At 52.9% G+C, this 15,046-nt stretch carries 10 protein-coding genes; 6 read left to right on the top strand and 4 right to left on the bottom strand.

The annotated features are described in order from the left end of the window. Positions 1-251 precede the first annotated feature (251 nt). The 3 genes from argH to argC form a co-directional block, all read right to left on the bottom strand. Complete coding sequence (gene argH / locus HV041_RS19150; RefSeq protein WP_121585297.1) at positions 252-1,625, bottom strand: argininosuccinate lyase; 1,374 nt, start codon at positions 1,623-1,625, stop codon at positions 252-254. 108 nt (positions 1,626-1,733) lie between these two features. Beyond that, positions 1,734-2,510: an acetylglutamate kinase gene (argB, locus tag HV041_RS19155; RefSeq protein WP_086523529.1), complete on the bottom strand. Its 777-nt coding sequence runs from the start codon at positions 2,508-2,510 to the stop codon at positions 1,734-1,736. A gap of 7 nt (positions 2,511-2,517) precedes the next feature. Next, complete coding sequence (gene argC / locus HV041_RS19160) at positions 2,518-3,522, bottom strand: N-acetyl-gamma-glutamyl-phosphate reductase (protein ID WP_048213975.1); 1,005 nt, start codon at positions 3,520-3,522, stop codon at positions 2,518-2,520. A gap of 155 nt (positions 3,523-3,677) precedes the next feature. Between argC and argE the strand changes: the two genes are divergently transcribed. The 6 genes from argE (at position 3,678) to HV041_RS19190 (ending at position 12,626) form a co-directional block, all read left to right on the top strand. Continuing rightward, positions 3,678-4,829: an acetylornithine deacetylase gene (gene argE, locus HV041_RS19165; protein ID WP_121585296.1), complete on the top strand. Its 1,152-nt coding sequence runs from the start codon at positions 3,678-3,680 to the stop codon at positions 4,827-4,829. A gap of 242 nt (positions 4,830-5,071) precedes the next feature. Continuing rightward, positions 5,072-7,723, top strand: a complete 2,652-nt coding sequence (ppc, locus tag HV041_RS19170) for a phosphoenolpyruvate carboxylase (RefSeq protein WP_121585295.1) — start codon at positions 5,072-5,074, stop codon at positions 7,721-7,723. Between the two features lie 209 nt (positions 7,724-7,932). Next, a complete protein-coding gene (locus HV041_RS19175; protein WP_061066983.1) occupies positions 7,933-9,666 on the top strand; it encodes a phosphoethanolamine transferase CptA in 1,734 nt (577 codons plus the stop codon). 85 nt (positions 9,667-9,751) lie between these two features. Then, positions 9,752-10,600 carry an AraC family transcriptional regulator gene (locus HV041_RS19180; protein WP_121585294.1) on the top strand — a complete coding sequence of 283 codons (849 nt, stop codon included), beginning with the start codon at positions 9,752-9,754 and terminating at the stop codon, positions 10,598-10,600. Positions 10,601-10,847: 247 nt separating this feature from the next. After that, positions 10,848-11,510 carry a fructose-6-phosphate aldolase gene (fsa, locus tag HV041_RS19185; RefSeq protein WP_003028839.1) on the top strand — a complete coding sequence of 221 codons (663 nt, stop codon included), beginning with the start codon at positions 10,848-10,850 and terminating at the stop codon, positions 11,508-11,510. Between the two features lie 12 nt (positions 11,511-11,522). Continuing rightward, a complete protein-coding gene (locus HV041_RS19190; RefSeq protein WP_048213981.1) occupies positions 11,523-12,626 on the top strand; it encodes a glycerol dehydrogenase in 1,104 nt (367 codons plus the stop codon). Positions 12,627-12,711: 85 nt separating this feature from the next. Here the strand turns inward: HV041_RS19190 and katG are convergent, their stop codons facing one another. Then, positions 12,712-14,892, bottom strand: a complete 2,181-nt coding sequence (gene katG, locus HV041_RS19195; RefSeq protein ID WP_121585293.1) for a catalase/peroxidase HPI — start codon at positions 14,890-14,892, stop codon at positions 12,712-12,714. Positions 14,893-15,046 lie beyond the last annotated feature (154 nt).

Below are 15,046 nucleotides of genomic sequence, written 5' to 3' on the forward strand. Positions count from 1 at the left end.
ATAGGTAGCATAGCAACGAACGATTATCCCTATCAAGCTTTCTGTTTAATAATGCACCACAGAAACGGAACGGTACCCTTTAACCCTTGAAGCGCCTGTCCGTTCTCATACTCGAAATAACTAAAGCCAACGTGAACTTTTGCGGACCTCTGGTCCGCATTTTTTTTGCATAAAAAAGCCCGGCTTAATGCCAGGCTCTGATAACTTTTTGCCTGATGACGCTACGCTTGTCAGGCCTACAACAACAAAGGTTATGCGAGACGCGCCTTTGCATCGGCGATTGCCTGCGCGACCTGCTGCGGCGATACGCCGCCTTTCGCCGCACGTTTATCCAGACAGGATTGTAGTGAGAGTATCGGATAGACATCATCGCCAATGACGCTGCTGAACTTTTGCAAGTCAGCAAGCGACAGCGCTTCCAGCGGTTTGCCCTGACGAATCGCCTCAACCACCGTCTCACCTACGATATGGTGTGCTTCGCGGAACGGAACACCTTTGGCAACCAGATAATCCGCCAATTCAGTGGCGTTGGCATAACCCTGCTGCGCCGCTTCCTGACAACGCGGACGTTTCACCTGGATGCCATCCAGCACCAGCGCGGCCATATGCAGACAGTCCAGCCAGGTGTCGAGCGCGTCGAACAGCCCTTCTTTGTCTTCCTGCATATCTTTGTTGTATGCCAGCGGGAGGCCTTTTAACGTCATCATCATGCCGGTCAGCGCACCTTGTACGCGGCCACATTTGCCACGGATCAGCTCTAATGCATCCGGGTTTTTCTTCTGCGGCATCAAAGATGAACCCGAAGTCACACGATCGGACAGCTCGACAAAGCCCGCTTCGCCGGTGTTAAAGAAAATCAGGTCTTCAGCAAAACGCGACAGGTGTACCATGCCGATGGAGGCGTCTGAGAGTAACTCCAGCACGTGGTCACGGTCAGAAACGCTGTCCAGACTGTTGCGCGTAGCCGAGGCAAAGCCCAACCAACCCGCCAGCTGCTCGCGATCGATTTCATACGCCGTACCCGCCAGCGCGCCGCAGCCTAACGGACTAACGTCCAGACGCTTAAGCGCGTCCTGCAGACGGCTCTCGTCACGTGCCAGCATTTCGACATAAGCCAGACACCAGTGAGCAAACGTCACCGGCTGTGCACGTTGCAAGTGTGTGTAACCCGGCATAACCGCGTCCTGATTATCTTGCGCGGTGTCGACCAACGCGCTTTGCAACTGACGATTAGCAGACAGCAGTTCCATGACCGTGTCTTTGCACCACAGTTTAAGATCAGTTGCCACCTGGTCATTACGGCTACGCCCGGTGTGCAGTTTTTTACCTAACTGCCCGACTTTATCAATCAGCTTGCCTTCCACCCAGCTGTGAATATCTTCAGCATCGCTTTGCAGGATCTGCTGCGGATTCGCGCGAACCTCTTCCAGCAGATTATTCAACGCTTCTTCCAGCTGCAGTTGTTCATCAGCAGTCAGTACGCCGACGGTTACCAGCGCTTTGGACCAGGCCACAGAGCCGACAATATCCTGCTCTGCCAGGCGGTAGTCAAAACGCAACGAGTCGTTGAACTGTTTGAACCGCTGATCTGCTGCCTGTGTAAAACGCCCACCCCAAAGTGCCATAACGAATTTCCTTAATATGATATTTTTGCCCGGTGGCTCTGCGCTTACCGGGCCTACAAAACCCATCCAGGCCGGATAAGGCGAAGCCGCCATCCGGCACATTAATAGTTAAGCCAGAATACGCGTACCAATCGGCGTGCCGTTAAACAACGCCGGGAGTTGCTCAGCATGACGCCAGGAAGCGATATCTACCGGGCGGCCCAGCGTACGCGCAGCATCCAGCGCCGCATTGACCTTCACGATCATGCCATCGGTAATAATACCCTGCTCAATCAGCTGTTCCGCTTTCGTCGCGGTCATTTCGGCAATACGCTGGCCTTTGCCATCCAGAATACCGCTCACATCAGAAAGCAGGATCAGATCCGCACCCAGCGTTGCCGCCAGCGCCGTCGCCGCCTGATCGGCATTAACGTTCATCAACAGCCCATCCTCAGTAACGCCAATAGAACTCACTACCGGCAGAAAACCGCTTTCCAGCAGCGTGTTAATCAGCTTAGGCGAACCCGGCTGCGCCAGTCCAACGTGACCCAACTCTTTATCGAGTGGCGTCACTTTTACACTGTCGCCATCGCCAAGATACAGACCCACAGAGGCAATTTGATGTTTCTTCGCCCAGGCCAGCAAGGTTTTATTCGCGGTTCCCGCCAGTGCCCCCGTGATGATGTCGATTTGATCGGCTGGCGTAACACGCAGACCATTTTTCTTTTTCACCGGCAGATTCAGCTGCTTCATCAGCTCGTCGACCACGCAGCCACCACCGTGCACAATGACCAGCGGACGCTGATGCGACTCGCGATAATTTACCAGCGCGGTAAACAGACGCTCCAGCGCCTCTTCGCTATCCAGTAAAACGCCGCCCAGCTTGATAATTAATGGATTCATCATTGCACCCTTAAATAAGAGACTGCGTCTCAGCAAAGCCGAAACGGATATTTGCGCACTGCATGGCCTGTGCCGCCGCGCCCTTCAATAAGTTATCTTCAGTCGCTACCACAATCAGATGTTCGCCCTGCACTGCAAATCCGATATCACAGAACGGTAATCCAACCACATTCTTCAGCGCCGGAACCCCTTTGTCATACAGACGCACCAGCGGTTTATCGCTATATGCCTGTTGCAGCGTCTGCGCTACCTGAGCCTGAGTTACACCCGCATTCAGACGGCAGGTAATGGTTTCCAGGATCCCACGTGGGAAATTGCCCAGATGTGGAGTGAAGATCACCTCCGTACCCAGGTGAGTCGCGATTTCCGGCTGATGGCGGTGAGTAAACACGCCATATGGTTGCAGGCTCACTTCACAAAAGCTGTTCGAAATAGCGGCCTTACGGCCCGCACCGCTCACCCCACTGGTGGCGTTAATCACCGGCCACTGACGGAGATCCAACAGCCCGGCATCAATCAGTGGTTTCAGCGACAATTGTGCTGCCGTCGGGTAACAACCCGGCACAGCAATCAAATTCGCGTCTTTCAGTCTGTCTGCGCTCCACTCAGCCAGACCGTATACCGCCTGTTCCAGCAGTTCAGGATGCTGATGGGTAAAGCCATAGTATTTCTCATAAAATGCGCCGTCGTTTACGCGGAACGCGCCTGAGAGGTCAAACACCACACACCCGGCACGCAGAAACTGCGGTGCCAGATCATGACTGACCTCATGAGCCGTCGCGAGAAACACAACGTCCACCCCTGCGCTAAACTCGCTGATATCGGACATTGGCTGTAACGGCAAATCGACAATGCCTTTTAGCTGCGGATGTAAATCGGAGATTAATTTTCCTGCATCATTGCTTTGCGCTGAGACGGTCAAAGCGGTTATGGTCATATCAGGATGGCGATTTACATAGGTCACAAGCTCTGCGCCAGCGTAGCCACTCGCGCCCACAATCAGCGTATTCAACATTGGAGCTGTTCACCTTCTTAGATTCGGTTGCCAGGTATAAGCCTTTATCACCTCACCTTACACTTGGTGGGTTTTATTACGCTCAACGTTAATGTATTTTTATTCACAAATACTGCATGAATATTGATACTATCATGACCCGAGGTGTGTCAACAATGAAAAACAATTTACCGCCATTTATCGAGATTTACCGCGCTCTGATTGCCACGCCATCGATCAGCGCCACCGAAGAAGCGCTCGATCAAAGCAATGCAGGTTTAATCACTCTGCTGGCGGGCTGGTTTAAAGATTTAGGCTTCAATGTGGAGGTCCAACCGGTTCCCGATACGCGAAATAAATTCAATATGCTGGCGAGCATTGGACAGGGCGCTGGCGGCCTGTTGTTGGCGGGCCATACCGATACCGTACCCTTTGACGATGGCCGTTGGACACGCGATCCCTTCACCCTCACCGAACACGACAATAAGCTTTACGGTCTGGGTACGGCGGATATGAAAGGCTTTTTCGCCTTTATTCTCGATGCACTGCGCGGTGTGGATGTAACGAAACTGAAAAAACCACTCTACATTCTGGCTACCGCTGATGAAGAAACCAGTATGGCCGGCGCACGTTACTTTTCTGAAACGACCTCGCTCCGCCCGGACTGTGCAATCATTGGCGAACCGACATCTCTGCAGCCCGTTCGCGCGCACAAAGGCCATATCTCCAACGCAATTCGAATTTTGGGTCAGTCGGGTCACTCAAGCGATCCGGCACGCGGCGTGAATGCGATTGAACTGATGCATGATGCCATCGGCCATATCATGAAGCTGCGCGATGACCTGAAAGAACGCTATCACCATGACGCCTTTACCGTGCCGTACCCCACGTTAAATCTGGGCCATATTCATGGCGGCGATGCTGCTAACCGTATCTGCGCCTGCTGCGAACTGCATATGGACATTCGCCCACTACCGGGTATGACGCTAAACGATCTCAATGGGCTACTCAACGATGCGCTGGCCCCGGTCAGCGAACGTTGGCCGGGTCGCCTGACCGTATCGGAACTGCATCCGCCGATTCCTGGCTATGAGTGTCCGCCGGACCATCAGCTGGTCGAGGTGGTTGAGAAACTGCTGGGCGCACAGACTGAAGTAGTGAACTACTGCACCGAAGCGCCCTTTATCCAGACGCTGTGTCCGACGCTGGTATTGGGTCCTGGTTCTATTAATCAGGCACATCAGCCGGATGAATATCTGGAAACACGCTTTATTAAGCCAACCCGCGAATTAATCACCCAGGTTGTGCACCATTTCTGCTGGCATTAGCGGCTTGTTGCCCTGATAACCCTTTAGGGGTAATTGGGGCGATTTCTTAACATTTCCATAAGCAACGCTTATTTGGTTCGATGTGAATTAAATAACGTAAATTGCCGCCATTTTTTCGTTTGCTGAACCGATTTCGCAGCAATTGACGCCACGAGTTTTACGTGGCTTTATAAAAGACGGCTAAAAAGTTAAGCCCGAAAAATACAGGGCTAATAATTTCAAGATGGGGTGTCTGGGTAAATATGAACGAACAATATTCCGCGTTGCGTAGTAATGTCAGTATGCTCGGCAAAGTGCTGGGAGAGACCATCAAGGACGCGCTGGGAGAGAACATTCTCGACCGCGTAGAAACAATCCGTAAGTTGTCCAAGTCATCCCGCGCTGGCAATGAAGTTAATCGCCAGGAACTGCTCACCACACTGCAAAATCTGTCTAACGACGAGCTGCTGCCCGTTGCCCGCGCATTTAGCCAGTTCCTGAATCTGGCCAATACCGCCGAGCAGTACCATAGTATTTCGCCAAAAGGCGAAGCTGCCAGCAACCCGGAAGTGATTGCTCGCACCCTGCGTAAATTGAAAGACCAGCCCAACCTCGATGAAACCACCATCAAGAAAGCCGTGGAATCGCTGTCTCTGGAGCTGGTGTTGACCGCGCACCCAACCGAAATCACCCGCCGCACCTTGATACATAAAATGGGTGAAGTAAACGCATGCCTCAAACAGCTTGATAATAAAGACATCGTCGATTACGAGCGCCACCAACTGATGCGTCGTTTGCGTCAGTTGATTGCTCAGTCCTGGCATACGGATGAAATCCGTAAACTACGACCAAGCCCGGTTGATGAAGCCAAATGGGGCTTCGCAGTGGTTGAAAACAGCCTGTGGGAAGGCGTACCCAACTACCTGCGCGAGCTAAATGAACAGCTGGAAGAACATCTGGGCTATAAGCTACCTGTCGATTTTGTTCCGGTACGTTTTACCTCCTGGATGGGCGGCGACCGTGATGGTAACCCGAATGTCACCGCAGATATCACCCGCCATGTGTTGCTGCTTAGCCGTTGGAAAGCCACTGACTTGTTCCTGAAAGACATCCAGTTTTTGATTTCTGAACTGTCGATGGTTGAAGCCACTCCGGAACTGATGGCGCTGGTCGGTGAAGAAGGTGCGGCAGAACCTTATCGCTATCTGATGAAAATGCTGCGTTCACGTCTGATGGCAACTCAGGCCTGGCTGGAAGCGCGTCTGAAAGGCGAAAAACTGCCAAAACCTGTTGGCCTGCTAACCCAAAACGAACAGCTTTGGGAGCCGCTATACGCGTGTTACCAGTCTCTACAGGCCTGTGGTATGGGCATCATCGCCAATGGCGAGTTGCTCGACACCCTTAGGCGCGTGAAATGTTTTGGCGTACCGCTGGTACGCATTGATATTCGTCAGGAAAGCACTCGTCATACCGAAGCACTGGGCGAACTGACCCGCTATCTGGGAATTGGCGACTACGAAAACTGGTCAGAAGCGGATAAACAAGCGTTCCTGATCCGCGAGCTGAATTCCAAGCGTCCGCTGCTGCCGCGTCACTGGGAACCGAGCAACGATACCCGTGAAGTGCTCGATACCTGCCGGGTGATTGCCGAAGCGCCTTATGGCTCCATTGCTGCCTATGTTATCTCAATGGCGAAAACACCGTCTGACGTACTGGCCGTGCATTTACTGCTGAAAGAATCCGGCATTGGTTTTGCTATGCCTGTTGCCCCGCTGTTTGAGACGCTGGACGACCTGAACAACGCCGATGATGTCATGAGCCAGCTACTGAATATCGACTGGTATCGCGGCTTTATTCAGGGCAAACAGATGGTCATGATTGGCTACTCTGACTCCGCAAAAGATGCGGGCGTGATGGCGGCCTCCTGGGCGCAATACCAGGCACAGGACGCGCTGATCAAAACCTGCGAAAAAGCCGGTATCGAACTGACGCTGTTCCACGGTCGCGGCGGCTCCATTGGTCGCGGCGGCGCGCCTGCCCATGCGGCACTGCTCTCTCAACCGCCAGGCAGCCTGAAAGGCGGCCTGCGCGTGACAGAACAAGGTGAGATGATCCGCTTTAAGTACGGCCTGCCGGAAGTCACCATCAGCAGCCTGTCGCTGTACACTGCCGCAATTCTGGAGGCTAACCTGTTACCACCGCCGGAGCCAGAAGATAACTGGCGTCATATCATGGATGAGCTGTCAGATATCTCCTGCGATCTCTATCGTGGATATGTTCGTGAAAACAAAGACTTCGTTCCTTACTTCCGTTCCGCAACACCAGAGCAGGAACTGGGCAAGTTACCACTCGGCTCACGTCCGGCAAAACGTCGCCCGACCGGTGGCGTAGAGTCTCTGCGTGCTATTCCGTGGATCTTCGCCTGGACGCAGAACCGCCTGATGCTTCCGGCCTGGCTGGGTGCGGGGACGGCACTGCAAAAAGTGGTTGAAGACGGTAAGCAAAGCGAGCTTGAAGCAATGTGCCGTGACTGGCCATTCTTCTCCACGCGTCTTGGCATGCTGGAGATGGTGTTCTCAAAAGCTGACCTGTGGCTGGCGGAGTACTACGATCAGCGCCTGGTCAAAAAAGAGCTTTGGCCATTGGGTGAAGAACTGCGTCAGCGTCTGGAAGCCGATATCAATGTGGTGTTGGCAATCGCCAATGACTCACATTTGATGGCCGATCTACCATGGATTGCCGAGTCTATTCAGTTAAGGAATATTTATACTGACCCACTGAACGTCTTACAGGCCGAATTATTATATCGTTCGCGCCAGGCAGAAGAGCAAGGTCATGCACCAGACCCACGCGTCGAACAGGCGCTAATGGTGACAATTGCTGGCGTTGCTGCCGGTATGCGTAACACCGGCTAATTTTTATGCCTGTCACCCTCGTGCTATTGCGCGAGGGTGATATAAAATACTGCTGTCATAACCATCTCATTTTTAATATATTCCTGTCTGCATTTTATACATCCAATGGATATTTGTTAGCAGAACGCGATTTTCGACTCGCATTGCTTCAGATCCTCTTAATGTTTAGCCGCTAACGTTGGCGCTACGATTAAAGACAGGCTCACACTATGCAATCCTTACAACTCCAGTCTAAACCCAAATTTAGCTGGAAAGCCCTGGGTTGGGCACTCCTCTATTTTTGGTTCTTCTCTACCTTACTCCAGGCCATTATTTATTTTACTGGCTATAGCGGAACTAACGGATTACGCGACTCAATACTGTTCAGCTCATTGTGGTTGATTCCGGTATTCTTATTCCCGAACCGTATTCGCATTATCGCTGCCGTTATTGGTGTGGCACTCTGGGCTGCTTCATTGGCCGCGCTGAGTTATTATGTTATTTACGGACAAGAATTCTCACAAAGCGTTCTGTTCGTCATGTTTGAAACCAACGCCAACGAAGCCCGCGAATATCTGAGCCAATATTTCAGTCTCAAGATCGTACTTATCGCACTGGCCTACACAGCAACCGCAATCCTGCTGTGGACGCGTTTACGCCCGGTTCATATTCCTTCGCCATGGCGTTATCTGGTGTCATTTGCGCTGTTGTACGGTTTAATTCTGCACCCAATGACCGTCAATACGTTTATCAAGCATAAGCCTTTTGAGAAAACGCTGGGCGGCCTTGCATCGCGCATGGAGCCTGCCGCGCCATGGCAGTTCATCTCTGGTTATTATCAATACCGTCAACAATTGACCGCATTAAATAGCCTGCTGAATGAGAACAACGCACTGCCACCACTGGCTAACTTTAAAGACAATTCTGGTGATGCTCCGCGTACGCTGGTGCTGGTGATTGGCGAGTCAACTCAACGTGGCCGCATGAGCCTGTACGGCTACCCACGTGAAACCACGCCGGAACTGGATGCGCTGCATAAATCCGATCCTAACTTCACCGTTTTCAATAATGTCGTGACCTCACGTCCGTACACGATTGAAATCCTGCAACAGGCGCTGACCTTCGCGAACGAGAAGAACCCGGATTTATATCTGACGCAGCCGTCGTTGATGAATATGATGAAACAGGCGGGTTATAAAACCTTCTGGATCACCAACCAGCAAACAATGACCGCCCGTAACACCATGCTGACCGTATTTTCCCGGCAGACAGACAAGCAGTTCTATATGAACCAGCAGCGTACCCAAAGTGCGCGTGAATATGACAGCAACGTACTGGCGCCGTTTAAAGAAGTCATGGCCGACCCAGCTCCGAAAAAGTTCATCATCGTTCACTTGCTGGGTACGCACATTAAATACAAATTCCGCTATCCGGAAGGCCAGGGCAAGTTTGACGGTAATACCGAGAACGTACCTGCAGGTCTGAGCAGTGATGAACTGGAGTCATATAACGATTATGACAATGCCAACGTCTATAACGACCATATCATTGCCAGCCTGATCAAAGACTACAAAGCAACTGATCCAAACGGCTTCCTGCTCTACTTCTCTGACCATGGTGAAGAAGTGTATGACACGCCGCCACATAAAACGCAGGGCCGTAACGAAGATAGCCCAACGCGCCATATGTATACGGTACCGTTCCTGCTGTGGACGTCTGAAAAATGGCAGGCTGCGCACCCACGCGACTTCTCACAGGACGTTAATCGCAAGTACAGCAGCTCTGAACTTATCCATACCTGGTCAGATTTGGCCGGCTTTACGTACGACGGTTTCGATCCGACCCGTTCTATTACCAGCCCGGAGTTCAAAGAGACGACCCGCTGGATTGGTAATCCGTACAAGAAAAACGCCCTGATTGATTACGACTCCCTGCCTTACGGTGATCAAATCGGGAATCAGTAATGCCCTCTCAGGCCACTCTTTAAGAGTGGCCTTTTTTTATGATGACGGTTACTGTTTCCCTGTCCACGATCTGTCAGGGATTCACATGTATCACAACATCAGCCACCTACTTTCCCGCCTGATTAACGGTCCCTTACCGCTGCACCAGGTTTACTTCGCCAGCAGCAACGCCGCAACGCCAGAACTGGCGTATAAGGTCGATTTTCCGCGACTGGAAATCGTGCTGGAGGGGCAACTTTCGGATACAGGTATTGGGAACATACTTGTTCCCGGAGACGTTCTGTACGTCCCGGCAGGAGGCTGGAATCTTCCGCAATGGCAAACGCCCGTCACCATGCTGACGATTCTGTTCGCTAAGCAGCAGTTAATCTTTAGCGTTATGCAGTGGGATGGCCGCCAGTTCCAACATCTTGCCAACCAACATATGGCACGCCGCGGGCCACGTATCGGCTCCTTCCTGCTACAGGCACTCAATGAAATACAAATGCAGCCACAGGAGCAGCAAACGGCCAGGCTAATCGTTGCGAGCTTGCTGAGCCACTGTCGCGATCTGCTCGGCAGCCAGATCCAAACCGCATCACGTAGTCAGGCGCTTTTCGACGCCATTCGCAGCTATATTGACGAACGCTACGCTTCGCCGCTCACCCGTGAATCCGTCGCACAGGCGTTTTACATTTCACCCAACTACCTCTCCCACCTGTTTCAAAAAACGGGCGCTATCGGGTTTAACGAATACCTGAAGCACACGCGACTGGAACATGCAAAAACGTTGCTCAAGGGTTACGAGCTGAAGATCAAAGACGTGGCGCACACCTGTGGGTTTATTGACAGCAACTACTTCTGCCGCCTGTTTCGCAAGAATACTGAACGTTCGCCGTCAGAGTATCGTCGGCAATATCACAGCCAGTTGACGGAGAAAAAAACTGACCAGTAATAATCGCATACTGGGACAGAAAACGGAGACAAAGGTAACATTTACTGGATTTTTGTATTATCAAAAAACATATGCCAGCACATATCACTTACATGTGAAGTATCTCTCACTTTTATAGACATATTACATTTATCCAGCTTTTGGCAGATTTGTCAGATAGCGCCGCGTGACGAAACACTCTTATCCTGTGCATAGCAAAGCAACCCGGCAACGGGCAGCTAACGGAAAACATAGAGGGTGTTTTTGTATGGAACTTTATCTTGATACCGCCAACGTCGCGGAAGTCGAACGTCTGGCCCGCATCTTCCCTATCGCGGGCGTCACCACCAACCCAAGCATTGTGGCAGCAAGCAAAGAATCCATCTGGGATGTGCTGCCACGCCTGCAGAACGCCATTGGCAAAGAGGGCATTCTGTTTGCCCAGACCATGAGCCGGGATGCGCAGGGCATGGTGGAAGAAGCTAAACGCCTGAGCAATGCGGTGCCCGGTCTGGTAGTGAAAATCCCGGTGACATCCGAAGGGCTGGCCGCGATCAAGATGCTGAAAAAAGAGGGTATCACCACGCTGGGAACCGCCGTTTACAGTGCTTCTCAGGGGCTACTGGCTGCGCTGGCAGGAGCGAAATATATCGCGCCTTACGTTAACCGTATCGACGCGCAGGGCGGCGACGGAATTCGCACAGTACAGGAACTGCAAACGTTACTGGAACTGCATACACCGAACAGCATGGTGTTGGCGGCCAGCTTTAAAACTCCACGTCAGGCGCTGGATTGCTTGCTGGCAGGATGTGAAGCAATCACCCTGCCATTAGACGTAGCGCAACAAATGCTCAATACCCCTGCGGTAGAGTCAGCGATAGAGAAGTTTGAGCAGGACTGGAACAACGCATTTGGTCACATCAACCTGTGAGGGAAATAAAGTATGGATCGCATTATTCAATCACCTGGTAAGTACATCCAGGGTGCTGATGTTATTACCCGTCTTGGCAGCTACCTCAAACCACTGGCAGAGCGCTGGCTGGTCGTTGGGGACAAGTTTGTCTTAGGCTTTGCCCAACCTGCGCTGGAAAAAAGCTTCCATGACGCCGGATTGGCGCTGGAAATTGCACCATTTGGCGGCGAATGTTCGCAAAACGAAATCGACCGCCTGCGTGGCGTGGCAGAAAAAGCGCAATGCGGTGCCGTGCTCGGTATTGGCGGCGGTAAAACGCTGGATACCGCCAAAGCGCTGGCGCACTTTATGGGCGTGCCTGTCGCCATTGCGCCAACCATCGCCTCTACCGATGCGCCGTGCAGCGCGCTGTCCGTCATTTACACCGATGCCGGTGAATTCGATCGCTATCTGCTGCTGCCCAATAACCCGGACAGGGTCATTGTTGATACCAAAATTGTCGCGGGCGCACCGGCGCGTCTGTTAGCTGCGGGTATTGGCGATGCGCTGGCGACCTGGTTCGAAGCGCGTGCCTGTTCACGCAGCGGCGCAACCACCATGGCGGGCGGTCAGTGTACTCAGGCGGCGCTGGCGCTGGCAGAGCTGTGCTTTAATACGCTGATAGAAGAAGGTGAAAAAGCGATGCTGGCCGCCGAGCAGCACGTGGTCACGCCTGCACTGGAGCGCGTAATTGAAGCTAACACCTATCTGAGCGGCGTCGGTTTTGAAAGCGGCGGCCTGGCTGCGGCACACGCCATTCATAACGGTCTGACGGCAATCCCGGATGCGCATCACTACTACCACGGTGAGAAGGTGGCTTTCGGTACATTGACGCAACTGGTGCTGGAAAACGCGCCGGTAGACGAAATCGAAACCGTGGCAGCGCTGTGCCATTCCGTTGGCTTGCCGATTACCCTGGCGCAACTGGACATCAAACAGGATATCCCGGCGAAAATGCGCATTGTGGCTGAGGCAGCCTGTGCCGAAGGCGAAACCATCCACAACATGCCGGGCGGCGCCACGCCGGATCAGGTTTACGCTGCGCTGCTGGTGGCCGATCAGTATGGCCAGCGGTATCTGCAAGAGTGGGAATAACCTGCCAATAAAAATCCCCGCATTTGCGGGGATTTTTTTATTCCTACGATGCCGGACCCGCACAAGCGGCATCCGGCATCGTCTGTTACAGCAGATCGAAACGATCCAGGTTCATCACTTTCACCCATGCGGCCACGAAATCTCTCACGAACTTCTCGTGGGCATCGCTGCAGGCATAAACTTCAGCCACTGCACGCAATACAGAGTTAGAACCGAACACCAGATCGGCGCGGGTTGCGGTGTATTTTACTTCGCCGCTCAGACGATCACGACCTTCAAACAGCTCTTTTGACTCATCAACCGCCTTCCACTCATGACGCATATCCAGCAGATTGACGAAGAAGTCAGTGCTGAGCACGCCAGGACGATCGGTAAAGACGCCATGCTGGCTACCATCAAAGTTGGCACCCAGTACGCGCATCCCGCCTACCAGCACGGTCATTTCCGGTGCTGTCAGGGTCAACTGCTGCGCTTTATCGATCAGTAACGACTCGGTGGTCGACACGTCAGGACGGGCACGATAGTTACGGAAACCATCTGCAATAGGCTCCAGCAGCTCAAACATCTCGATATCGGTTTGGTCCTGACGCGCATCTACGCGGCCCGGAACAAAAGGTACAGTGATGTTAACACCCGCCGCGCTTGCCGCTTTCTCGACACCGACCACACCGGCCAGCACGATAATATCGGCCAACGAGGCGGTATGAGCAGATTTATAAATACCTTCCAGCACAGGCAGAACGCGTGCTGCGGTGGCATTCACATCCCAGCCGCGCTGTGGATCCAGCGCCAGACGCGCACCGTTAGCGCCACCACGTTTGTCACCACCACGGAAAGTCGATGCGGAAGCCCACGCCACCGATATCAGCTCACTGACAGAAAGTCCGGAAGCTGCAATGGTCGCCTTCAGGTTAAGAATGTCTTCTTCGCTTGGGTTGAAGAACGCATGCGGCAGTGGATCCTGCCAAATCAGATCTTCTTGCGGTACTTCCGGTCCGATGTAACGCGCTTTCGGCCCCATATCACGGTGCGTCAGTTTAAACCACGCACGGGCAAAGGCTTCGTTGAACGCCTGCGGATCGTTAAGGAAACGACGAGAGATCTTCTCGAACTCAGGATCAAAGCGCAAGGTCAGGTCGGTGACCAGCATTGTTGGCTTGCGTTTTTTCGACGGATCAAACGGATCGGGGATAATCTCCGGTGCGTCAACCGCTTCAAACTGAATAGCGCCTGCCGGGCTGCGAGTTTGCACCCACTCATATTTGAACAGGTTCTCGAAGAAATAGTTGCTCCACTGGGTCGGAGTCTGCGTCCAGACAACTTCCAGACCAGAAGTGATGGCATCTGCACCCGAGCCGCTGCCGTAGCTGCTGGCCCAGCCCAGGCCCTGCGCTTCAATTGGTGCAGATTCCGGATCAGGACCAACATGGGATGCTGGTGCTGCACCGTGGGTTTTGCCCAACGTATGACCACCACCAATCAGCGCGACAGTTTCTTCGTCGTTCATTCCCATGTTACCGAAGGTCGCGCGAATAGCCGCTGCCGCAGAAAGCGGTTCGCCGCTATGGTCCGGCCCTTCCGGGTTCACATAGATAAGGCCCATTTCGGTTGCGCCCAGCGGCGCTTTTGCCAACTCTTCAGGATGGCGGTGAGTCAGCCAGGCTTTCTCATCACCCCAGTTTACGTCCAGATCCGGTTCCCAGACGTCTTCACGCCCTGCACCAAAACCGAAGGTACGGAAACCTGAGTTTTCCAGCGCCACGTTACCCGCGAGGATAAACAGGTCGGCCCAGGAAATTTTCTGACCATATTTCTGCTTGATTGGCCACAGCAGACGACGCGCCTTATCAAGGCTAACGTTGTCCGGCCAGGAATTCAGTGGTGCAAAACGCTGCTGTCCGCGACCCGCGCCACCGCGTCCATCGATGGAGCGATAGGTCCCTGCACCGTGCCATGCCATACGGATGAATAAACCGGCATAGGTACCCCAGTCAGCAGGCCACCACGGTTGAGATTCGGACAGAAGGGCTCTGAGATCCCCTTTCAGGGCAGAATAGTCGAGTTTGCTAAATTCTTTGCGGTAGTTGAAGTCCTCGCCCAGCGGGTTCGAACGGTTGGAATGTTGGTTCAGCAAATCTACACGGAGTTGATTAGGCCACCAGTCGCGGTTGTTCGTTCCTGCTCCCGCGCTCTGGTCGTGACCGCCCTGATGAAAAGGACACTTACCGGCAGTTGATGCGTTATGGCTATCGTCGGACATGCTCATCTATATGCTCCCTTTACAGTGTTCTGACTACGATATACACCACCAGAGATAAGATATAGTCGAAATAACCCACAGATTCGATAGCTAATTCCTTTTATATTTTACGTTACAGAGATGTAGATCAAAATGATCAATAAAAAGCCCTCCGTAGAGG

This window comes from Citrobacter sp. RHBSTW-00029 (assembly GCF_014104295.1).
Lineage (GTDB): Bacteria > Pseudomonadota > Gammaproteobacteria > Enterobacterales > Enterobacteriaceae > Citrobacter > Citrobacter youngae.

Excerpts from the sequence above, each read along its gene's own strand:
- argB (WP_086523529.1), bottom strand. The coding sequence starts at position 2,510 with ATGATGAATCCATTAATTATCAAGCTGGGCGGCGTTTTACTGGATAGC.
- argC (WP_048213975.1), bottom strand. The coding sequence starts at position 3,522 with ATGTTGAATACGCTGATTGTGGGCGCGAGTGGCTACGCTGGCGCAGAG.
- HV041_RS19190 (WP_048213981.1), top strand. The coding sequence starts at position 11,523 with ATGGATCGCATTATTCAATCACCTGGTAAGTACATCCAGGGTGCTGAT.
- HV041_RS19175 (WP_061066983.1), top strand. The coding sequence starts at position 7,933 with ATGCAATCCTTACAACTCCAGTCTAAACCCAAATTTAGCTGGAAAGCC.
- katG (WP_121585293.1), bottom strand. The coding sequence starts at position 14,892 with ATGAGCATGTCCGACGATAGCCATAACGCATCAACTGCCGGTAAGTGT.
- ppc (WP_121585295.1), top strand. The coding sequence starts at position 5,072 with ATGAACGAACAATATTCCGCGTTGCGTAGTAATGTCAGTATGCTCGGC.
- argH (WP_121585297.1), bottom strand. The coding sequence starts at position 1,625 with ATGGCACTTTGGGGTGGGCGTTTTACACAGGCAGCAGATCAGCGGTTC.
- HV041_RS19180 (WP_121585294.1), top strand. The coding sequence starts at position 9,752 with ATGTATCACAACATCAGCCACCTACTTTCCCGCCTGATTAACGGTCCC.
- argE (WP_121585296.1), top strand. The coding sequence starts at position 3,678 with ATGAAAAACAATTTACCGCCATTTATCGAGATTTACCGCGCTCTGATT.
- fsa (WP_003028839.1), top strand. The coding sequence starts at position 10,848 with ATGGAACTTTATCTTGATACCGCCAACGTCGCGGAAGTCGAACGTCTG.